The sequence below is a fragment of the Kinneretia sp. DJ1R-11 genome, assembly GCF_025717595.1.
Taxonomy (GTDB): domain Bacteria; phylum Pseudomonadota; class Gammaproteobacteria; order Burkholderiales; family Burkholderiaceae_C; genus Paucibacter_A.
In genome coordinates, this window is record NZ_JAJIRR010000001.1 from 922041 (window position 1) to 943299 (window position 21259).

Below are 21259 nucleotides of genomic sequence, written 5' to 3' on the forward strand. Positions count from 1 at the left end.
CCGGGCGGCCGCAGTTCGCGCCCTGCATCCCGCACTTAGTCAGGCCGGCGCCAGGCTCGGCGCAGGCTTTGCCTAAGATGCCGACATGGACAGCAGCACGCCCCTGAACCCGAGCCAGAGCTGGAACACCGGCAGCCGCCGGCGTTTCTGGCTGGCCTATGGCGGTGCCTGCCTGCTGACCTGGCTGCTCTATGTGGTGGCCGGGCTCGATTACCAACGCGGCCAGCAGGGCGTGTGGCAGCTCTGGTCCGCCGTCTACGAGGCCACGCTGACGCTCTGGGCACCGATGCTGATGGGCGTGCTGGTCTACCCCTGGGTGCGCTGGCTGCATGAGCGCGACTTCGGCCTGTTCAGCCTGGCCGCCCTGCACGCTGCCGCCGCCCTGCTGTTCAGCACGGTCTGGCTGGCCAGTGATTTCGTACTCGCCAGCCTGCTCTTTGGCCCCGAGCATGCCGAGGCCACGCTGATGCAGACGGCGCTCTGGCGCGCCATCACCGGGGTGTTCGTCTACGTGCCGGTGTCCACCGGTTTTGCGGCCGTGCTGAATGCCCGGCGCGCCCGCCGCAATGCGGTGGCCGCGGCCCAAGCCGAGAGCGCGCTGGCCCGCGCCGAGCTGGCCGCCATCAGCGGCAAGCTGAACCCGCATTTCCTCTTCAACACCCTGAATTCTCTGATCGCCCTGACCCGCAAAGACGCCAAGGCGGCCGAAACCGCCCTGCTGCGCTTCTCCGACATGCTGCGCTATGTGCTGGACAGCAAGCGCGGTGTGGCCGACCGCGTGACCCTGGAGGAAGAGCTGGGCTTTGTGCGCGACTACCTGGCCCTGGAGTCCCTGCGCCTGGGGCAGCGCCTCAGCGTGGAATGGGCGCTGGACCCGCAGACTCTGCAGGACGAGATCCCGCCGCTGACCCTGCAACCCCTGGTGGAGAACTCCATCATCCACGGCATCTCGCCCAGCGTGAAGGGCGGCTGCATCAGCATCAGCGCGCGCCGCGATGCCTTGACGCAAGGCCTGGCCCTGACCGTCAAAGACGACGGCGCTGGCTGCGACCCGGCCCGGCTGAACGCACAGGACGCAGTGGCCTCGCCCAGCGACGCCGCCCATGTCGGCGGCGGCCACCGCGGTGGCGGCATCGGCCTGGGCGCCCTGCGCCGCCGCTTTGCGCTGGACTTCGATGGCCGCGCCCGCATGCACATCCACACCGCACCCGGCGCAGGATTCCGCGTCGACCTGTGGATTCCACAGGCCCTCACTGCATGAACGCCATGAACACCACCACCACAGCCCGCATACGCACCCTGATCGCCGAGGACGAACCCCTGGCCAGCGAAGCCCTGGCCGACTGGGTCGCGCAGCTGCCGCAGCTGGAGCTGCTCGCCAGCTGCGCCGACGGCCTGAGCGCGCTGGAGCAGATCCGCAGCCTGCGGCCCGAGCTGGTCTTCATGGACATCAATATGCCGGGGCTGAGCGGCCTGCAGGTCTTGCGCGCCCTGGCCGAGGACGGCGCCGGCGGCCCGGCACCGCGCGTCATCTTCACCACCGCCTACAACGAGCACGCCATCACCGCCTTTGAACTGCACGCGGCCGACTACCTGCTCAAGCCCTTCTCGCAGGAGCGCTTCAACGAAGCCGTCGGCCATGCGCTGCAGCGCGGCACCGCCGCTGAGACGGGCGGCAGCACCCAGGCCCTGGAGGCCGCGGCCAAGCCCGACAGCTCGCCCATGACCCGGCTGCTGGTGCGCGACCAGGGCAAGATCTTCCCAATCCAAGTGGACACCGTCGAATATCTGCGTTCGGACATCAAGTACACAGCCGTGGCCAGCGGTGGCCGCCAGTACCTGGTCAACCTGCCGATCACCGCCTTCGAGCAGCGCCTGGACCCGAGCCGCTTCATCAAGCTGCAGCGCAGCTGCATCGTCAATCTCGACTTCGTGGTGTCGATGACGCCTGATGAAAACTCGCAACTGATCGTGCAGATGCAGGACGGCAGCCGCTTCACGGCCAACCGCGATGTGTCCAAGAAACTGAGGGAGCAATCGATATGAGCTGGAAGCTGCTGTCCACCGGCCTGCTGGCCTGTCTGATGAGCGAGTTGGTGGCCGCTCAACCCGGCGGGGCGCCCGCCGCAGCGGCGCCTCCTGCGGCCCCAGCGGCACCCACAGCCCCAGCTGCCGTGGCGCCACCGGCCGCACCGGCGGCCGAGGGCAAGCTCTACGTCGGTCGCCCGTTTGAGCGCCTGGAGCTGTCAGGCACCGCCAATGTACGACTGATCCAAGGCGAGCGCGACCAGGTCTTTGTGGTCGGTGATGCCGAGGCCCAAAAGCAGATCGAGCTCGACTACAGCGGCGACAAGCTGCAGATCCGCTCGGTCGATGGCTGGAAGATGTGGCGCAACCAAAGGCCGCAGATTGACGTCACCCTGCGCCGGCTCAACCAAGTGATCCTGTCGGGCGCCGGCGACTTGCATGCGCCAGGTGCCTTCCGCTGCGTCCAGCTGACGGTCAGCATCTCGGGCGCTGGCTCGGCACGCTTCGACGAGCTCAGCGCCGAGCGCTTGAACTTCGGCATCTCCGGTGCCGGCACCGGCCGCATCAGCGGCCAAGTGAACGAACTGTCACTGCGCATCTCCGGCAAGGGCCGCCTGCAGGCCGAGAGCCTGCAGGCCAATCGCGCGGCCCTCAGCATCAGCGGCATCGGTGAGGCCGAGATCTGGGCCACCGAACAGCTGGCGATTTCAGTCTCGGGCTTCGGCCAAGTCGATTACTGGGGCCGGCCCGAGGTGCAACGCCAGTCCTCCGGCATCTCGCGCATCAACGCCCGCGGCGACAAGGCCAGCAACGCCCGCGCGGCACCCAGCAATGGCGGCGGCAGCAGTGAAGCCCGCGCGCCGCTGGAGGAGCTTGCGAGGCGCTGACTGCCGCAGCCCTGCCGGAAACCGTTCAAAGTCCACGGCGCCGCCCTCGCGGGCACTGTGCAAAGCTGAGCGTGCAAGCCTATCGTGTGCAGACGAGCACCCGGCACCGCTTGCCGCCGCAATCGCTGGCGGACCGATGGCCGGGCGGAAGGAGATGCCATGAGCTCCACGCCCGAAACCTCCACACTGAGTGAACAGCTCAGCCAACTGCGCGGCAGCATGCAATGGCTGGTTCGGCGCTCCGGCTCGGAGCTTCAACGGGCCCGCGGCAGCTACCGCAACCCCTTCGCCCGTGACCGTGCCCGTGTGCTGCATTGCAGCTCCTTCCGGCGCCTGCAGGGCAAGCTCAGTTGGCCCAGTCTCGACGAGGGCGAAGTCATGCGCTCGCGACTGACCCATGCGCTGGAGACCGCGCAATTGGCGCGAGGTTTGTTGCGCGCCTTGGAGGGCTTGCACTCCCGCTCGGAGCCCTGGGTGGCCTTGCTGCCGGACCCGAATTTGTTGGAGTCCATTGCCTTTGCACGCGAGCTGGGCGCGGCCCCCTTCGGGCGCGGCGGGGAGATCATGCTCAACTGCCTGATGCACGAGCACGGCGGCTTCGAGACCCGCGCGCAGAGCATCCGCCTGCTGGCACGCCAGGAGCCCTATGCCGAAGGCTTCGGCCTCGACCCCTCGCGCCGCCTCTTGCTCGGCATGCTGGACCGGCCCTGCCCCTGGTCGCGGTTGCTGTCGCCCCGCCCGCGACAGCAGCCCGGGCCCGGCATGGTGCCGTTGCGCGAACACTGGTCACCGCCCCAGGGCTTTTACGACGAAGACCAGGATCTGGTGGATTGGGTCCTCATGCCCCTGGAAGGCCCGGAAGCCGATCGCCTGCTCATGCCCCGGCGCTTGGCGACGGCCCAGCAGCATGGCCACGCCGGCCCTGGCAGCCTGGATGCCAGCCTGGTTCAGCTGGCCGCGGGGATTGCTCAGGGCGTGCATGAATTCGAGGATGGCCTGACCCTTGGCGAGATCGCGCGCGAGGACTGGGAGGCGATCGAACTCGATCGCGGCTGGGCCGAGGCAGTGGACCTGGGCGATATCGACGGCATCGGCCAGGCCTTGTTCGGCAGCTCAACACCGGCACGCAAGCGCGCCATCGGCACGCTGGTGAACGCCCTGGTGGTGTCTGCCGAAGTGGAGCCCCTGCCCGGCCACGAGGAGGCCTTGCTCGCTTGGCAAGTGCAGTTGCTGCCTCAAGCTCAGGTCTTTCTGGATGGCTTGCAAGCCTTGGTGCAGCGCCGCCTCTACGACCGTGCCCAGGTCCAGATGCAAGAGCACCGCGGCCAAATCGTCTTGCGCGAGCTCTTCGAGGCCTGCGTCACCACACCCAAGCGCTTGTTGCGCGACGAAGCGCTGGCGGCCTATGCGGGGGCAGAGAGCGAGACCGCAAAATTGAGGGTCATTGCGGACCAGCTGGCAGGGCTGTCTGACGCCCACGCCACCCGTTTGCACGACAAACTGGTGAACGGGGTCGGCTGAGTTGCTGAAACAGTCACACTCGGGTCGGGCCTGCCCTCAGGGCTCGCCGTCCCAGTAATCGAGGCCGTGCTCGCGCCGGTGGATGAAGGCCGGGCCTTTTGAGAACACGGCGATCTTGCCCGAGTCGGGGTATTCGCAGACCTCGGGCCGGTCCTGGGTGCTGATGCTCAGGTACTTGAGCTCGGCGTCCGAGGTGTTGAGGATGTGGTGCGGGTATTCGGGCCCGCAGGGAATGAAGATGACATCGCCGGCCTTGATGGGCAGCAGTTCATCGGCCACCCGCAAAGTGCCCTGGCCCTCGAGGACGATGAACATCTCCTCTTGCGTGTGGTGAAAGTGGTAGGGGCAGCTCTGCTGGCCGGGCGCCACGGTGTCCACGCCACAGCCGAGTTTGCGCGCCAGCGTGCCCTCGGAGACAGCCCCGACCAGGCTGTCGTAGCGCGGCGCGCGCAGATAGCGCTCGCGCGGCACTTCCAGAAAATTGCGGATCAGTTTGCTGCGCAAATCGGCGGCCTTGTCCTGCGCGTTGTTCGACATTCCGGGTTCTCCTCGACAATGGCGGGCTCATGACCCGTGCTGACCATCTTCCCGCCCCCACCCAGATCCTGCAAGAGGTGTTCGGCTACAGCGCCTTCCGTGGCGCGCAGGCCGACATCGTGGGCCATGTGGTGGCCGGCGGCGACGCCCTGGTGCTGATGCCCACCGGCGGTGGCAAAAGCCTCTGCTACCAGATCCCCGCCATAGCCCGCCACCGCAGCCAGCAAGGCGTGACGGTGGTGGTCAGCCCGCTGATCGCCCTGATGCACGACCAGGTCGGCGCGCTGGAAGAGGCCGGCGTGCACGCCGCCTTCCTGAACAGCAGCCTGAGCGGCGAACAAGCCGCCCATGTCGAACGCGAGATGATGAGTGGCCGCCTGGTCATGCTCTACGCCGCGCCCGAGCGCATCACCAACCCGCGCTTTCTGGCCCAGCTCGATTCCCTGCAGGAGCGCGGCCTGCTGAGCCTGTTCGCCATCGACGAGGCGCATTGCGTCAGCCAGTGGGGCCATGATTTCCGCAGCGAGTACCTGGCGCTCAGTCTGCTGCACGAGCGCTACCCCGAGGTGCCGCGCATCGCGCTGACGGCCACCGCCGACGATCTGACTCGCGCCGACATCATCGAGCGCCTGCGCCTGGAAGAAGCGCGCGTCTTCATCAGCAGCTTCGACCGGCCCAATATTCGCTACACCATCGTCGAGAAGGACAGCAAGCCGCGCGATCAGCTGCTGCGCTTCATCCAGGATGAGCACCACGAAGACGCCGGCGTCGTCTACTGCCAGAGCCGCAAAAAGGTGGACGAGACGGCCGACTGGCTGGTCAGCGCCGGCATCAAGGCCCTGCCGTATCACGCCGGTCTGGACGCCGCCGTGCGTCAGCGCCACCAGGACCGCTTTTTGCGCGAAGACAGCATCGTCATGGTGGCCACCATCGCCTTCGGCATGGGCATCGACAAACCCGATGTGCGCTTCGTCGCCCACCTGGACCTGCCCAAGAACATCGAGAGCTATTACCAGGAGACCGGCCGCGCCGGCCGCGACGGCGCGGCGGCCGATGCCTGGATGACCTACGGCCTGGCCGATGTGGTGAACCAGCGCCGCATGATCGACGAGAGCCCAGCCGGCGAGGAGTTCAAGAAAGGCCAGCGCGGCAAGCTCGATGCCTTGCTGGCCCTGGCCGAAGCAACCGACTGCCGGCGCGCTCGTTTGCTCGGTTATTTCGGGGAGACGAGTCTGCCCACCGCCGGGCCGCCCCAAGGTGGGCAGAGCCCCCTCGGGGGGCAGGAGCGAAGCGACGTGGGGGTCCGCTACTTTTGTGGCAACTGCGACAACTGCCTCGTGCCGCCGGCCACCTGGGACGGCACCGACTCGGCGCGCAAGCTGCTCAGCTGCATCTACCGCTTTCACCAGAACGGCGGCCAGCGCTTCGGTGCCGGCCACCTGATCGATGTGCTGCGCGGCAAGGTCACCGACAAGGTCACGCAGTACGGCCACCAAAGCCTGTCCACCTGGGGCATTGGCGCCGACCTGCCCGAAACCCAGTGGCGCGCCGTGCTGCGCCAGCTGATCGCCTTGGGCCATGTCTTCACCGAAGGCGAGTACATGACCCTGGCCCTGGCCGACAGCGCCCGCGCCGTGCTCAAGGGCGAGGTGCAACTGCTGCTGCGTGTGCCCACCGCGGCCCCCAAGCGCGGCCGGCTGACGCGCGGCGCCAAACCTGGCACTGGCAGCAGTGGCAAGAGCAGCGCGCCGATCGAGCTTGACGACGAAGCCCTGGCGCGCTTCGAACTGCTCAAGGCCTGGCGCGCCGAGGTGGCCAAGGAACACGGCCTGCCCGCCTACGTGATCTTCCAGAACGTCACCCTGGCCGAGATGGCCCGGCAAAACCCGCAAAGCCTGGACGAGCTGGTCGGCATCAGCGGGGTGGGGGCGAAGAAGTTGGAAGCATATGGCGCGGAAATCCTGCGCGTTCTCGGCTGATCCGTGCGCTGTGCCCTGGGTGAGGCGGGCACAAACTGTAACAATCCGGCCATGAAACGCCGCCTGCTGCTCAGCGCCCTGAGCCTGCCCTCCGGGCAGGTAGCGGCGCAGCTGGCGGCTTCCGCACCGCTCGCACCCGGCTTACCGGCACTGAGCGCCGAGCGCCAGCTGGAAGCCGCGGCCCGTGCCGAGGGCCAGCTCCACACCCTGGGCATGCCCGACAGCTGGGCGAACTGGGCCGGCATCTGGGCCGACCTGAAGCGGCTCTACGGCATTGAGCACAGCGACGAGAACATGAACAGCGCCGACGAGATCGCGCGCATGGAACGCGACGGCAGTCGCGGCACCGTGGACCTGGGCGATGTCGGCTTCGAATATGGGGCCGTGGCGCGCGGGCGTGGCATCAGCCGGCCGCACAAGCCCAAGTATTGGGAGCAGATTCCCGCCTGGGCGCGCGACGAAGACGGCTATTGGGCTCTGGCCTACACCGGCACGATTGCCTTTGCCGTCAACAAGAAACGCAAGGGCGGGCGTGTGCCGCGCAGCTGGCAGGAGTTGTTTGATGGCCCCTATACGGTGCAGGTCGGCAGCGTGGGCAGCTCGGCCCAGGCCAGCGCCAATGTGCTGGCCGCGGCCATCGCCCTGGGCGGCGATGAAGTGCGCCTGCAGCCAGCGCTGGAAGCCTTTGCCAAGCTGGCCCGGCAGGGCCGGCTGATTCACAGCAATGCCACGGTGGCCGACTTGCAGCGCGGCAGGGCCGATGTCTTCCTGCTCTGGGACTTCGTCGCCCTGGGCCATCGCAGCCGCTTGGCCCGAGCCAGCGACTACGAGGTGCTGATTCCCGCCGACGGCTCGGTCACCAGCGGCTACACCACCCTCATCAACCGCCACGCACCGCACCCCAATGCCGCGCAGCTGGCACGCGAGTACATCTTCAGCGACGCCGGCCAGCTGCAGCTGGCGCGGGGCTATGCCCGACCGATTCGCCTCGCTCACCTGGACCTGCCGCCCGAGCTGCACCAAAGGCTGCTGGACCCGGCCCAGTACAGCAAGGCTCGCGCCCTGCGCCCCTTTGTCTGGGCCTGGGAGATGAAGAAGCTGCGCCAGACCTGGCAAGACGAAGTGCTCAAGCAGACTGCGCGCTGAAGTATGCCGGCGCGCGTCGCGCTTGGCGGAGAATCCGAGGCTTCGACCCATGACGGTCGCCAACGATGCCGCCCCCCATGCCCAAGATCTCCAAACCCATGCGCCGCAGTGCGCCCTTCAAAGCCCTGTTGAGCGCCCTGAGCCTGGGGACACTGAGCCTGATGGCTCAAGCCCAGCCCAGCGACGGCAGCAATGCCGCCAAGGAACAGCCCCTGGCCAGCCTGCCCTACACGCCCAGCCTGGACCTGCAGGCCATGGACCGCAGCGTCGACCCCTGCGAAGACTTTTACCAGTACGTCTGCGGCGGCTGGATGGACAAGAACCCGGTGCCGGCCGACCAGTCGCGCTGGTCGGTGTACGCCAAGATGGCCGATGAAAACCAGCGTTATCTCTGGGGCATCCTGGATCGCCTGGCAAGCAGCCCGGCCGCGCAGCTGAACGCCAGCCAGGCTCAGATGGCCGACTACTACGCTGCCTGCATGGACGAAGGCGCGGCCGAGCGCCGTGGCCTGCAAGCCTTGCAACCGCTGCTGAGCCGCATCGACGGCCTGAGCAGCAAGCAGGAGCTGCCGGCCCTGCTGGCCGCCCTGCAGCTGGCCAGCAACAACGAACGCCTGTTCTTTGCCTTCACATCGAGCCAGGACCTGGCCGACTCCAGCCAGCTGATCGCTTTCGCCATGGCCGGTGGCATCAGCCTGCCGGACCGCGACTACTACCTGAAGGGCGATGCGAAATCGCTCAAGATGCGGAAAGCGTTCAGCGCCCACATCGCCCGCATGTTCGAGCTTGGCGGTAGCAGCGCAAGCCAGGCTCAGGCGGCCGCGGCCCGCGTGCTGGCCATGGAAACCACTCTGGCCCGCGCCACCCTGAGCCGCGTGGACAAGCGTGACCCCTACAAGACCTTCCACAAGTTCGATGCCCGCGGCCTGCAAGCCCTGACCCCCGGCTTCGACTGGACGGCCTACCAGCAGGCCCTGGGCGTGCCAGCCTCCACCCGGGTTTTCAACGTCACCGAACCGGCCTTCTTCAAGGCCCTGGCCGGCCTGCTCAAGAAGAGCAGCCTGGACGACATCAAGACCTACCTGCGCTGGCAGACCCTCAGCAGCCAGGCGCCGCATCTGAACCAAGCCCTGGTGCAGGCCAACTTCGACTTCTTCGGCCAGACACTCAATGGTGTGCCCCAGCTCAAGGCACGCTGGAAGCGCTGTGTCGAGCTGGTGGACAACCAGATCGGCGAAGCCCTGGGCCAGGAGTTTGTGGCACGCAATTTCAGCCCCGAGCTGAAGGCCAAGACCCAGCAGATGACCGAACAGATCGAGCGCGCCATGGCCCAGCGCGTGCAGGCGCTCGAGTGGATGAGCCCGGCCACCAAGACCCGCGCGATCGAAAAGCTGCACAGCATCGTCAACAAGATCGGCTACCCCGATGTCTGGCGCGACTACAGCGCGCTGGAGATCAAGCGCGATGACTTCCTGGGCAATGTGCAGCGCGGCAATGCCTTCGAAGCGCGGCGCCAGCTGAACAAGATCGGCAAGCCGCTGGACCGCGGAGAGTGGGGCATGACGCCGCAGACGGTGAACGCCTATTACAACCCGCAGATGAACGACATCAACTTCCCCGCCGGCGTGCTGCAACCGCCGCTGTTCGACACCAAGCTCGACGACGCACCCAGCTACGGCAACACCGGCGGCACCATCGGCCATGAGCTGATCCACGGCTTCGACGACGAAGGCCGCCAGTTCGATGCCAAGGGCAATCTCAAGGACTGGTGGGCCAAGAAGGACGGCCGCGCGTTTGAGAAGCGCGCTGCCTGCGTGGTCGAGCAGTACGCGCAGTACACCATCGTCGATGACATCAAGATCAACAGCCGCCTGACCCTGGGCGAAGACCTGGCCGACCTGGGCGGCATGGTGCTGGCCCTGGCCGCCTGGCGCGAACAGACCGCCACGCAGAAGCTGGCACCCATCGACGGTCTGACGCCCGAGCAGCGTTTCTTCATCGGCTTCGGCCAGTGGGACTGCAACACCGCCCGCCCCGAGGCGCTGCGCGTGCAAGCCCTGACCAACCCGCATTCGCCGGGCCGCTACCGCATCAACGGCGTGGCTGTGAACATGCCGGAGTTTGCCCAGGCTTTCGCATGCAAGCCGGGCCAGAAGATGGTCAAGGAAGAGAGCAAGCGCTGCAAGATCTGGTGATCACCGCCGCGGCGGCCAACACCCACAAGGGGCGCGTTTCGCGCCCCTTTTTATTTGCACCAAGCGATCGAAGTACCGACTTGTGACACGTGTAACGCTTTGCAAGGGTGAGGAAACAGGGTCAACGACGACTCATCGGGCGTCGTTGTGCAGGTACCTTTCGCAACCCTTGGAGAAATCCTGATGAACACCAAGTCCAACGCTCTGAAGACCGCTCTGATCCCCGCGCTGCTGGCTCTGTCCTTGGGTAGCGCCATGGCCGCCGAAGCCACCAAGCCGGTCAGCGCCAAGCCCACCACCACCGCACCGGCTGCCACCGCAACGACCGCGGCGCCTGCCACCAAGGAGGCTAACGCAAAAACCGAGCAGCACACCAACGCTGCAAAAGTGGAGCACAAAGCTGAACACAAGGCAGAACACAAGAAGGCCCATGCTCACAAGGCTGCAGCTACCGCAGCTCCTGTGACCACGGCTGCAGCGCCTGCCGCCCCGGCCACGCCAGCTGTGCCCGCCGCCCCTGCAGCCAAGCCGGCCACCACCGCTGCCGCTACGCCCGCCGCAACCGCCACCCCAATGGCGGCCACGGCCAGCCCGGTGAACAAGACCGATGGTGCCGGCCCGGCCACGCCGAAGAAGCCTGCCACTGAGGCAGCTGCTGCGGTGACCACACCCAGCGCCACCCCAGCTGCGGCCAAGACCGAAGCCACGCCGGCCAAGTCCTGATCCGCTTCACAGAACTCCAACCCAGGTTTCCCTGGCCTGGGCGGGCCGGGCTCCGGCCCGACTCCTCACCTGCCCGGTTTTACAAGGCGCAAGCAGCTTCAGGCGGCTTGCGCCTCTTTTTTTGGGCGGCGCGAGTGGCAGGTCGCGGCACAAAGCAGCCGAATACAAAAGGCAACCACAGAGGCGCAGAGGTACAGAGAAATACAAAGCTGAATTGGTTTTAGCTCTGTGCCTCCGTGCCTCTGTGGTTGCATTTGAATTTCAGCAATGTGCCGCTTCCAGTCGCCAGGGGCTAACGCGCCAATCAAGCAGCCCGGCTGAGCAGCTCGATCAGACGCTGACCAGCGCGGCCGGGTGGGCGGTCGAGGCGCTGGACCAGCCAGGGGGTGAAGCGAAATCGAGAGCCGCCCTGGTAGGGCAGCTCGACCAGCTGGCCAGCGGCCAAGGGCTCGTCGACCAGGTAGCGAGGCATCCAGCCAAAGCCCATGCCCATCAGCAAGGCCTGGCGCTTGGCAACAAAGCCAGACAGGTAGAAGACCCGCTCGCCGCCGAACATCTGGCGGTCGCTGCCCTGGTCGCTGCTGTCCTGCACGCTGAGCTCGACATGGTCTTGCAACTCCTCCAGGCGCAAGGGCCGCCCGGCTTCCGCAGCCAGTTGTGCCAGCCCATGCTCAGGTGCCACACAGAGCACGCATTCCACTTCGGCCTGGGCCTGGGCTTGCAGTTGGGCCGAGGGCTGGTACTCCTTGACCAACATCAGATCGGCCTGCTCCTTTTCAAAGCGGTGCTGCACGCCACCCAGAAACTCGATCTTCAGCTGCACCCGGGTCGGCACGCCTTCGTCAACCAGTTGCTTGAGCGCCCGCAAGGTGTCGGCCAAGGGCAGGATGCCGTCCACCACCACCAGCAGGCGCGCCTCCCAGCCCGAGGCCAGCTGCTGGGCCAGGGCCTCAACCTGGTAGGCCTGGCGCAGCAGGCGGCGGCCCTCGGCGAGCACGGCCTCACCTTCTGCAGTCAGGCGCACGCGGTAGGCGCTGCGATCGACCAAGGTCAGGTTCAGCTGCTCTTCCAACTTCTTGACCTGGTAGCTGACGGCCGACGTGACCTTGTGCAGGGCTTCGGCGGCGCGCGCAAAGCTGCCATGGCGCACCACCGCGTCCAGTGCCGACAGGGCTTCGAGATCCAATTTCATGTTCGAAATTATTGATCAAGAGCGGCAAAGAAATTCGCTTTCTTCGATTTAGAGGCCGACGAAGAATGCGCTCCATCGCCACGAGGGGCGAAGCCACAAGCCAACACCAACACCTGGAGACCCGCGTCATGAGCATCATCAGCCCCAGCAACCCCGTCGGCCTGACCGGCATCGAATTCACCGAATTCTGCGGCCCGACTCTGGAGCAGCTGGACGCGCTCTTCCTGTCTTTTGGTTTCTCCAAGCTGCGCCGCCACCCGAGCAAGGCCATCAGCTACTACCGCCAGAACGACATCCACTTCCTGCTCAACGGCGAACGCGCGGGCCACTCGGCCCAGTTCGCGCGCCGCCACGGCCCCTCAATCAGCGCCATGGGCTGGCGCGTCGAGAACGCTGCGGCTGCCCTGGCCGCCGCCGTGTCCCGCGGCGCCTTGGCCGTGCCCGCAGCCATGAAAGACCATGCCTACCCAGCGGTCTGGGGCATCGGCGATTCCATCATCTACTTCATCGAGGCCCACCCGGCCGGCGCCAGCATCTACGAGCGCGATTTCGTGGCACTCGATGCCCCGGTGATCCAGCCGGACAAGGGCTTCCTGACCGTGGACCACCTGACCAACAACGTGCCACCGGGCGAGCAGGACAAGTGGGCCGCCTTCTACAAAGGCATCTTCGGCTTCACGGAAGTGCGCTACTTCGACATCCAGGGCGCCAAGACCGGCCTGACCAGCTTCGCCCTGCGCTCGCCCGACGGCAGCTTCTGTATCCCCATCAACCAGCCCAAGGACGACAAGGACCAGATCGCCGAGTACCTGCGCGAGTACAAGGGCCCGGGCGTTCAGCATCTGGCCTTCCTGACGAACGACATCCTCGGATCGCTCGACCAACTGCAAGGCAGTGGCATCGAGACCCTGGAGATCGACGAGGACTACTACGCCGAGGTCTTCGACCGCGTGCAGGGTGTGCGCGAAGACCCTGCCCGCATCCAGCAGCACCAGGTGCTGGTCGATGGCGACGAGCAGGGCTATTTGCTGCAGATCTTCACCAAGAACATCATCGGCCCGATCTTTATCGAGATCATCCAGCGCAGCAACAACCTCGGGTTCGGCGAAGGCAACTTCGGCGCCTTGTTCCGGTCACTCGAAAAAGACCAGGAACGCCGCGGCGTCATCTGAGGCAGCGATCTTTCTACTGCGCGACTGCCATGCGTCGTTGGCCGAATGCTCGGAATCCTCACGTACAGGAAGTACGTTCCGGTTCCTGCGCTCCGTCCGCCTAGGCCTGAGGCCGAGGCCTTCGCTAGGCAGATTCAGTCCTCAGGACTGAATCTGTCCGAACTCAGCCTAGCCTGGCAGCCGCTCGCGACGAAATCTCCCAGCCTCAGAGCGCGTACGACTCGACATCTCTAACTCGCAGGAGACAAACATCATGTTGACCCAAGGCATTCACCACGTCGCCTACCGCTGCCGCGATGTGCAGGAAACCATCCGCTTCTACAAAGAGGCGCTGGACATGGACCTGCTGCTGGCCATCTCCGAGGACCGCGTGCCCTCGACCAAGGAGGCCAACCCCTACATGCACATCTTCCTCGACGCCGGCCGCGGCAATGTGCTGGCCTTTTTCGAGCTTCCCGAATCGCCACCGCAGGGCCGCGACGAGAACACCCCGGCCTGGGTGCAGCACCTGGCTTTTCAGGTCGAGGACGTGGCCACGCTGGAGCGCACCAAGGCCAAGCTCGTGGCCCTGGGCATCGACGTGGTGGGCCCGACCAACCACGAGATCTTCCAGTCCATCTACCTGCACGACCCCAACGGCCACCGCATCGAGCTGGCGGCCAACACGGTCAAGCCGGGCCAGCTGGAGCGCTTGCGCGAGCTGGCTCCGGCCATGATCGAAGAGTGGAGCCGCACCCGCCGCACCGTCAAGCATGCCGCCTGGCTGCACGAGCAGGAGTTCGCAGCGCCGTGATGCTGTGACGCTGTGACGCTGTGACAGCGGGCCGGCCGCTCAGGCCCTGCCAGGCGCTGGCTTGGGCAGGGCCAACAAGGCCAGAAAGGCCAGCAGCCCCAATCCGCAGGACAGCCACAGCGATTGCGCGCCCCAACGGTCCAGACACAGACCGAACAACCAGGGCGCCAAGGCCTGGGCCAGACGCGCCGGCACCATCATCCAGCCCTGGCGCTGGCCATAGCCCTGTGGGCCAAACAAGACCAGCGGCAAGGTGCCCTTGGCGATGGTGAGGATGCCGTTGCCCGCCCCATGCAGCAGCGCAAACGCCGAGGCCAGCGGCGCCCCCAGCAGCGCCAGCAAGGCCGCTGCCACCGGGTGCATCAGCGTGGCCAGGCGCGCCGACAAGAGCGGGTGGACATGGCGCAGCACGCCAAACTCCAGCAGCCGGGCGGCCACCTGGGCCGGCCCGATCAAGGCGCCCACGGCCACCGCCGCCGCCAGGCTGACTCCCCCCGCCATCAGCAAGCGGGGCAAGTGCGCGGCCATGGCGGTGCTGATGAACCATGTCACCGCGAACACCCAGGACAAGATCAGCACCGATCGCCAGGCAGGTGCGGCCGCCGGTACTTCGGCCTCCACCGGCTCGGCTGAAGCGCCCGCCAGCTCCGGTGCAGCCACCACCAGCCTCTGAGCCCGGGGCACGCTGAAATTGAGCGGCAGCGCCAGCAGCAGATGCAGTCCCGCCCAGGCCATGCAGGCGGCGCGCCAGCCCCAGTGGGCCTCCAGCCAGCCGGTCAGGGGCCAGCCCACGGTCGAGGCAAAGCCGGCGATCAAGGTGATGCCGGTGATGGCATTGCGCGCCTCACGGCCGTACAGGCGCACCAGGGTGGCAAAGGCCGCTTCGTACAAGCCTGCGCCCATGGCCAGGCCCATGATCAACCAGGCCAGGAACAAGCTGAGCAAACCTTGCGCCTGGCTCAAGGCCAACAGTCCCAGGGCAAACACGAGATTGCTGAGCATGAGCACCGGCCGCCCGCCCCAGCGGTCGATGCAGCGGCCGGCATAGGGCCCGACCACGGCCGAAGCCAGCAACGCCGCCGAGAAGGCCGCAAAGATGGTCGCCGAGGCCAGGCCCAGTTCGCGCGCCATGGCTGAAGCCAGCAAAGCCGGCAGGTAGTAGCTGGAAGCCCAGGCCAGGGTTTGGGCCACGCCCAGGGCGGCCACGGTGCGGTGGCGAGCATCGAGAGAAGGAAGCGGCATGGCGAGGTTCTACCACCCGCAGGTTTCAGCCCAAGCCGCTGCGGCAGATCGAAGTGAAGGCTCGGCCGCCCGCGCACTTTCGAAGCAGGGAAATCGACATCGGGACTTGCCCTGCAAGGGCGGCGTTATCCAGGCCTTTTCGGCGACGATGCGCCCATCGAAAGAATTCGAGGCGTGTTTCCATGCCTACCCTTCCTCGCAGCGCGGCGGTGCCGGTCGCCGCGCCACCTTCTGCCGCTGAGCAAGCCTTGCTGTTTGGCGCCGCCCAGACCGCCCTGCTGTTCGATGGCGTGCCGGGCTATCTCTTCGTGGTCAAGGACCGCGCCGGCCGCTATGTGTCCTTCAACCAATCCTTGCAGCAGCGTCTGGGCCTGAACCCGGACGAGAAGCTGCACGGGCGGCGCGCGGCCGAGCTCTGGCCGGCCGATCTGGCCGTGCGCTACCGCGAACAGGACGACTGGGTGCTCGCGCGCCAGCAGCCGCTGCTCTACCAGCTCGACCCCATCTTGCTGCCCGACCGCCAGGCCGGCTGGTGCGTCACGCACAAATACCCGCTGTGCAGCCGCGAGGGCGAACTGGCCGGCCTGCTCTGCCTCTCGCGCGATGTGCCCGGCGTGCCACGTGGCGAGGCAGAAGCCGGCCTGGTGCAGGCCGTGGACCGCATGACCAAGCACAGCGAACGGCGCGTGCTGCTGTCCGAGCTGGCCGAGGAAGCCGGCCTCAGCCCGGAGCGTCTGTCGGCCCTGGTCAAGCGCATCTACGGCCTCAGCCCCATGGCCTTCATCCTGCGCAGCCGCGTGCGCGCGGCCTGCGCCTTGCTGCGTGGCAGCCAGGAGCCCCTGCTCGACGTGGCCCTGGCCTGCGGCTTCTACGACCAGGCGCAGTTCAGCCGCCAGTTCAAGTCCATCGTCGGCATGGCGCCGTCCAGCTACCGTCAGCAGGCGGCCCAGGCGGCCAGCGGCGCCTGGTTCTGGGAGCCGCCGGGTCTTTGAGGTCCGCTTACTTCGGGAAGGTGTAGCTCAGGCTGTAGCTGCCCGAGCCCGCCGCCGAGCTGACTTGGGCGTAGTAGTAGCCGGCCGTACCGGCATAACTGATGTTTTCGGTGGATCCTGCCAGCTCCGACTTCGCCACCACGGCCCAGGCCGAGCCGTTCCATTTGTACAGGCTCAGGTTGAAATTGGCAGTGGCAGGCCCACTGAGCTTGAGCGTGAAGTTGCCGCCCGACAGGCTCTGCACATAGCCCGGAGAGCCGCCGGGGTGCGAGGCGGTCGCGCCGGCCGCGGCCAAGCTGCCATTGACCGTGACCGCGCCACCGGTGTCGGGCGGGGTGCTGCCCGTGTAGGACGCAAACACCGCGCCCGCACGGTTCTCGTTGACCTTGTGCCAGGGCTGGCCCAGAGTGCGCATGCGTGAATTTTCAGTCGGGCGGTAGACGCCGCTGGTGCAGTACTTGGCACCGACAAACAGACCCAGGGTGCCGTTGGCATAACTGCCCGGCTGGGTGGGCACGGCCGTGCCGCTGGCGATCAAGCTGCCCCATTTGGCCGTGCTGCGGCTGCTGCCGCGGGTGACGTTGACTTCGCTCGGCTCGCTGTTGGTGGCGCAGCTGCCGTAGTCGTACTCGTCGGCCAGCTTGAAGGCGGTGTGGCCGATCTCATGCAGGGCGATCTCGATCGAGGACGGATGCATGGTCATGGTGCCGATATTGCCGCCGGCGCCGCCGTAGGTCGTGCTGTTGGCCACGACGATGATGACGTCGCGCGCATCGGCCGCCGTCACGCTGCCCACCGCGGCCAGCACCTTGGCCTCGTCAGCGCAAACCAGGCGCGCCAGGCCGTAGCAGCCGATCACCGTGCCCAGCGCCGGCTGGCGCGTCACGCCACCTTCGCTGACGCCCGACTGCGGGCTGGCGATGTCGACCCGACGGACATTGAAGGAGTTCTTGTAGGCCGCAAACAGCGGGTCGGCCAGGATGCCGCTGCTGATCTTCTGCGCATCCGTTTGCCACTTGCCCAGCTCTGCGCTGCTGTAGCCGTCGCCGATCAGCACGATGTCCATGCGCTGGCCGCTGGCGCCGCTGTTCCAAAGCAGGGCGCTGCCGCTGGGCACCGCCGTGGCCTCCAAGCCGCGAGCCGCTGCGGGCGCCTGGCTCTGTGCCACCAACTCGCTGAGCTCTTGCCGGTTCAGGCGCAGCAAGGCATTGCTGGCACTGAGCGGCTCCAGCTGCCCGGGCCTGCTCTTGCTGCCGTGCGCCGCGCGCTGGTCCTGCAGCTCCAGCGTCGCCACCTCGGCCGGGTGCGGCAGGCGCAGCTCCACCACGCCGTCGCGCTGGATCGCGCGCGCCTCGACAATCTGGCCGGTCTTGGGGTCGAAGACTTCGGCCATGTGCTGGCCCGGGTGGCGCAGCGTGCGGCGGAACAGCTCCTGGCCGGCGGCGTTGCGGGCCAGGACGATCAGGTCGCTGTCGCGCGCATCGGGCAGCTCGGGCTGGCCGGCGAAGCGGCCCTCTTGGGCATGGGTCAGCTGGTAGCGCTGGCTGGCCGCGTCGAAGCGGATGCGCAGCATCAGGTCCTGCGCCATGGCGCCGGTCGACAGCGCCAGCAGCAGGGCGGCCAGCGCCGCGCAACGGCGGGAGCGAGGGCGGCGGGAGCGAGAGCTGCGCGAGGGATGCAAGGGCTTCATATCAGGGCTCCTCCGAAAGCGGGGTTCGAGATGGCCGCGATCTTGCGCTGGGAGCCGGCAGCCGGCCTTGTACGCATTCGGCGGCCGGGGCGCGAATCGATGCAAGCCTCAGGGACGATCCCATTGGGGCAAGCCCTGGGTCAGCGCGTAGACTGACACCCGTCGCCTCCTGTCTGGCCTTTCCATCGCCCACGCTTGATGCCGCAACTCCCGACCCCGCTCAGCCACCCTGATGCCTTGCGGAGGCGCTGGCTCGCCGATCTGGCGGCCTTGTCGGCCTGCGTGGCCACAGGGCCGGTGGCTGCGGTGGCCGCTGGCGGTGAAATCCATCTCGGGGCCTCGGCGGCGCTCAGCGGCCCGGCCGGCAGCCTGGGCCGGCGCTTCCATGCCGGCGCGCAAGCCGCGTTCGCCCACATCAAGCACCAGGGCGGCATCCACGGTGCCAGCATCGTGCTCCATGTGCAGGACGATGCCTACGAACCCGAGCGTGCCGAAGCCAACACCCGCATGCTGCTGGACGACCCGCGTGTGCTGGCCCTGTTCGGTTATGTCGGCACGCCCACCTCCATGGCGGTGCAGCCGCTGGTCAAGCGCGCCGGCATCGCCTTTGTCGGCCCTTACACCGGGGCCGACTTTCTGCGCGAACCCCAGCAAACCTTGGTCTTCAATGTGCGCGCCAGCTACAGCCAGGAAGGCCTGGCCCTGGCTCGGGCCATGAAGGCCGATGGCGTGAAAACCGTGGACTTGCTCTACCAGGCCGATCTGTTCGGCCGCGCCGGGCTTGAATCGATGCGCGGCGCGGCCACCCAGATGGGCCTCAGCCTGGGCCTGGCGAGCTCGCACAAGCGCAACAGCGAGGACATGGAGCAAGCCATCGGCCGCTTGCTGGCCCATGGCCGGGGCGAGGCCATCTTCATGGTCAGCACCTATGGCAGCTGTGCCGCCGCCGTGAAGCTGGCGCGCGCCAAGGGCTACCGTGGCCGCTTCTACACCTTGTCTTTCACCGGCCTGGAGCCGCTGCGCCAGGCCCTGGGCCCGGCCATGAAGGGCCTGACCATGGCCCAGGTGGTGCCCGATGCCGAGAACCGCCAGCTGCCCGTGGTGGCCGACTACCAGCAGGCCATGCGCGCCCATGGCGACAGCAGCTTCGACGCCATCAGCCTGGAGGGCTATATCGCCGCCCGGGTGATGGCCGAGGGCCTGCGCCACGCCCGCCTGCCGCTGAGCCGAGCCAGCGTCGCCGAGGGCCTGGGCGCCATCGGCAGCCTCGACCTCGGCGGCTTCCGCTTGACCCTGGGCCCGCAGCAGCGCCAGGGCTCGGACTGGGTCGAGTTGCGCGTCGGCAAATAGGCGGCCTTACTTACTGCAGGCTGCTGTTCAAGACTCCGGCCAGGCGGCGCGCGGCCTCGCTCAGGCGTTGGCGCAGGGCCGGCTCATGGGCATCGGCATAGCTCTGGTCGACCTTGTGGCCGTCCGGGTAAAAGCCCGGCGCGGCCACCAGGCGGCAGGACTCGCCCGCCCACAGCGCCGCCGCGCGACTCTCGGCGGCTGGCATGCGCTGGCTGCCCTGACCGGCACTCAGCTCCTGCTGCAAGGCCTCGGCGCCACCGGCGCGGTTGCGCATCAAGCCCGAATCCCAGAGCGAATGCAGGTTCGAGCCGCGGCCGAAGCCTTGCACCTGGTAGCTGTTGCCGCCGCGGTCGTCGGCAAAGCCGGCGTGCAGGGGCTGGTGCACATCGGCCACCAGATGGACCACGTACTTGAGCGCCTTGAGGCGCGCCTCGTCCGTGGCGCGGGCGTTCTTCAGCACCTCGACCTGACGCTCGATCGCGCCAACCACGCAAGCGCCGTCCTCGCAGTCACGCGCCGGCCCAAAACTGCAGTCGCCGTCACGCGGGAAGTTCACGTAGTGCCAGGGCCCGGTCTGCGGCGAGCGGTGCTCGTCAGCCCAGGTGGAGATGGAGGCCAGGGTGCTGCCGGGCTCCAGCGCCAGCAAGCGCTGCACCTCGGCGCGGGCGGCGGGGCTCAGGCCCTGCTCGGCCACGCTGGCCACCAGGCGGTGGCCCTCGGCGCCCCAGGCTTGGGCCGGCGCGCTGCTCAGCAGCAGCGGCGCGGCAATGGCCAAGCCGGCCAGCAGCGCCAGCGGGCGAAAGCGCGAGAGGGGGGAGGCGGAGGGAGCTGAAGAAGCGAGGGAGGCGTGGGGGCGGAATGCGATCTGCAAGAGGAATCCAGCTCAAAGAAACGGAGAACAACGGAGGGCCGGGATGCACGGCCCGAAGCAGCTCGCCATCCACGCGCAAACGGTTGCGCACTCGCCATTGTGCCCAGCTTCCCGGTCTTGCCCGGCGCTGCGGCCGTGTCGATCTGCGCAAAGCGCACGCGCCGGGCCAAAAGATGAAGCGGCCGAGAAAAAACCCCAAGCGCTTGTGGTGCTCGGGGTTCTCGGGGCTGCAGGGGCTGAAGTTGCGGCGCTCTTGGCGCCGGCCCTGCGCCGCGCGGGGGTGCCGCGGGGCTGCATGTCCGCCGGGCCGGGGTCTGGCTTGGCGGTGGTCAGTTGCGATCTCTCGCAGTGCTTTCAGTGTAGGCCGCGGGCTCGGGCAGAAAATTGCGAAGATGGCAGACTTCTGTCTTTGTTTGGCAGAAAATTGCGCCATCAATAGATTCAAAGGCATCACCATGGAATTGGACCGCATTGACCGCCAGATTCTCGATGTGCTGCAGGAAGACGGCCGCATCGCCAACCAAGATCTGGCCGAGCGCGTGGGCCTCTCGCCCTCGCCCTGCTTGCGCCGGGTGCGGGCGCTGGAAGAAAGCGGCCTGATCACCGGCTACCGCGCCCTGCTGGACGCCAAAAAGCTGGGCCTGGCGCTGATGGCCCTGGTGCACATCTCCATGGACCAGCACACGCCCGAGCGCTTTGCCAATTTCGAGGCCTCGGTGCGGGTGCTGCCCGAGGTGCTGGAATGCCTGCTCATCACCGGCCAAGCGGCCGACTACCAGCTCAAGATCATTGTTCGCGACATGGACCATTTCCAAAGCCTGCTGCTGGGCAAACTGACCCGCATCCAGGGCGTCACCGGCGTGCACTCGAGCTTTGTGCTGCAGCAGGTGATTGCGCGCACCAGCGTGCCGGTCACGGCCAGCGCGCCATAGCCTCGCGGC

Annotated in this window: 18 protein-coding genes; 13 read left to right on the forward strand and 5 right to left on the reverse strand. The window is 67.2% G+C overall.

The features are described from left to right. Window positions 1-85: 85 nt before the first annotated feature. From LNV23_RS03825 to dgt, 4 genes are all read left to right on the forward strand, one after another. The gene (locus LNV23_RS03825; RefSeq protein WP_263516069.1) at window positions 86-1261 is read left to right on the forward strand and encodes a sensor histidine kinase; all 1176 of its coding nucleotides are present in this window, start codon (window positions 86-88) and stop codon (window positions 1259-1261) included. A 5-nt stretch (window positions 1262-1266) separates the two neighbouring features. After that, window positions 1267-2046: a LytR/AlgR family response regulator transcription factor gene (locus LNV23_RS03830; RefSeq protein WP_263561731.1), complete on the forward strand. Its 780-nt coding sequence runs from the start codon at window positions 1267-1269 to the stop codon at window positions 2044-2046. Then, complete coding sequence (locus LNV23_RS03835; protein ID WP_263561732.1) at window positions 2043-2915, forward strand: head GIN domain-containing protein; 873 nt, start codon at window positions 2043-2045, stop codon at window positions 2913-2915. Before LNV23_RS03830 ends, LNV23_RS03835 begins: the two co-directional genes overlap by 4 nt. Before the next feature lie 159 nt (window positions 2916-3074). Then, a complete protein-coding gene (gene dgt / locus LNV23_RS03840; RefSeq protein ID WP_263561733.1) occupies window positions 3075-4436 on the forward strand; it encodes a dGTP triphosphohydrolase in 1362 nt (453 codons plus the stop codon). A 36-nt stretch (window positions 4437-4472) separates the two neighbouring features. Here dgt and LNV23_RS03845 read toward each other — a convergent pair whose 3' ends face one another. Beyond that, on the reverse strand, window positions 4473-4973 hold the full coding sequence (locus LNV23_RS03845) for a cupin domain-containing protein (protein ID WP_263516065.1): 501 nt from the start codon (window positions 4971-4973) through the stop codon (window positions 4473-4475). A 29-nt stretch (window positions 4974-5002) separates the two neighbouring features. Here LNV23_RS03845 and LNV23_RS03850 point away from each other — a divergent pair, with 29 nt between their 5' ends. The 4 genes from LNV23_RS03850 to LNV23_RS03865 all read left to right on the forward strand — a co-directional run bounded on the left by LNV23_RS03850 (window position 5003) and on the right by LNV23_RS03865 (window position 11016). After that, window positions 5003-6952 carry a RecQ family ATP-dependent DNA helicase gene (locus LNV23_RS03850; RefSeq protein ID WP_263561734.1) on the forward strand — a complete coding sequence of 650 codons (1950 nt, stop codon included), beginning with the start codon at window positions 5003-5005 and terminating at the stop codon, window positions 6950-6952. A 51-nt stretch (window positions 6953-7003) separates the two neighbouring features. Further along, a complete protein-coding gene (locus LNV23_RS03855; protein ID WP_263561735.1) occupies window positions 7004-8098 on the forward strand; it encodes an ABC transporter substrate-binding protein in 1095 nt (364 codons plus the stop codon). A 77-nt stretch (window positions 8099-8175) separates the two neighbouring features. Continuing rightward, complete coding sequence (locus LNV23_RS03860) at window positions 8176-10293, forward strand: M13 family metallopeptidase (protein ID WP_263561736.1); 2118 nt, start codon at window positions 8176-8178, stop codon at window positions 10291-10293. Window positions 10294-10476: 183 nt separating this feature from the next. Then, on the forward strand, window positions 10477-11016 hold the full coding sequence (locus tag LNV23_RS03865; protein WP_263561737.1) for a hypothetical protein: 540 nt from the start codon (window positions 10477-10479) through the stop codon (window positions 11014-11016). A 304-nt stretch (window positions 11017-11320) separates the two neighbouring features. On the opposite strand, the gene LNV23_RS03870 is transcribed toward LNV23_RS03865, so the two are convergent. After that, complete coding sequence (locus LNV23_RS03870) at window positions 11321-12208, reverse strand: LysR family transcriptional regulator (protein ID WP_263561738.1); 888 nt, start codon at window positions 12206-12208, stop codon at window positions 11321-11323. A 128-nt stretch (window positions 12209-12336) separates the two neighbouring features. Between LNV23_RS03870 and hppD the strand changes: the two genes are divergently transcribed. Both hppD and LNV23_RS03880 read left to right on the forward strand, forming a co-directional pair. Next, window positions 12337-13380 carry a 4-hydroxyphenylpyruvate dioxygenase gene (gene hppD, locus LNV23_RS03875; protein WP_263561739.1) on the forward strand — a complete coding sequence of 348 codons (1044 nt, stop codon included), beginning with the start codon at window positions 12337-12339 and terminating at the stop codon, window positions 13378-13380. A gap of 253 nt (window positions 13381-13633) precedes the next feature. Next, entirely contained in the window at window positions 13634-14173 is a 540-nt protein-coding gene (locus LNV23_RS03880; RefSeq protein ID WP_263561740.1) for a VOC family protein, read from the forward strand. A 39-nt stretch (window positions 14174-14212) separates the two neighbouring features. Here LNV23_RS03880 and LNV23_RS03885 read toward each other — a convergent pair whose 3' ends face one another. After that, window positions 14213-15415: an MFS transporter gene (locus LNV23_RS03885; protein WP_263561741.1), complete on the reverse strand. Its 1203-nt coding sequence runs from the start codon at window positions 15413-15415 to the stop codon at window positions 14213-14215. Window positions 15416-15597: 182 nt separating this feature from the next. Between LNV23_RS03885 and LNV23_RS03890 the strand changes: the two genes are divergently transcribed. Then, the gene (locus tag LNV23_RS03890; RefSeq protein WP_263561742.1) at window positions 15598-16407 is read left to right on the forward strand and encodes an AraC family transcriptional regulator; all 810 of its coding nucleotides are present in this window, start codon (window positions 15598-15600) and stop codon (window positions 16405-16407) included. Window positions 16408-16414: 7 nt separating this feature from the next. Here the strand turns inward: LNV23_RS03890 and LNV23_RS03895 are convergent, their stop codons facing one another. Beyond that, the gene (locus LNV23_RS03895; protein WP_263561743.1) at window positions 16415-18097 is read right to left on the reverse strand and encodes a M64 family metallopeptidase; all 1683 of its coding nucleotides are present in this window, start codon (window positions 18095-18097) and stop codon (window positions 16415-16417) included. 198 nt (window positions 18098-18295) lie between these two features. Between LNV23_RS03895 and LNV23_RS03900 the strand changes: the two genes are divergently transcribed. After that, a complete protein-coding gene (locus tag LNV23_RS03900) occupies window positions 18296-19447 on the forward strand; it encodes an ABC transporter substrate-binding protein (RefSeq protein WP_263561786.1) in 1152 nt (383 codons plus the stop codon). A gap of 10 nt (window positions 19448-19457) precedes the next feature. Here LNV23_RS03900 and LNV23_RS03905 read toward each other — a convergent pair whose 3' ends face one another. Continuing rightward, window positions 19458-20318: a S1/P1 nuclease gene (locus tag LNV23_RS03905; protein WP_263561744.1), complete on the reverse strand. Its 861-nt coding sequence runs from the start codon at window positions 20316-20318 to the stop codon at window positions 19458-19460. Between the two features lie 455 nt (window positions 20319-20773). Here LNV23_RS03905 and LNV23_RS03910 point away from each other — a divergent pair, with 455 nt between their 5' ends. Next, on the forward strand, window positions 20774-21250 hold the full coding sequence (locus LNV23_RS03910) for an Lrp/AsnC family transcriptional regulator (protein ID WP_263516053.1): 477 nt from the start codon (window positions 20774-20776) through the stop codon (window positions 21248-21250). Window positions 21251-21259 lie beyond the last annotated feature (9 nt).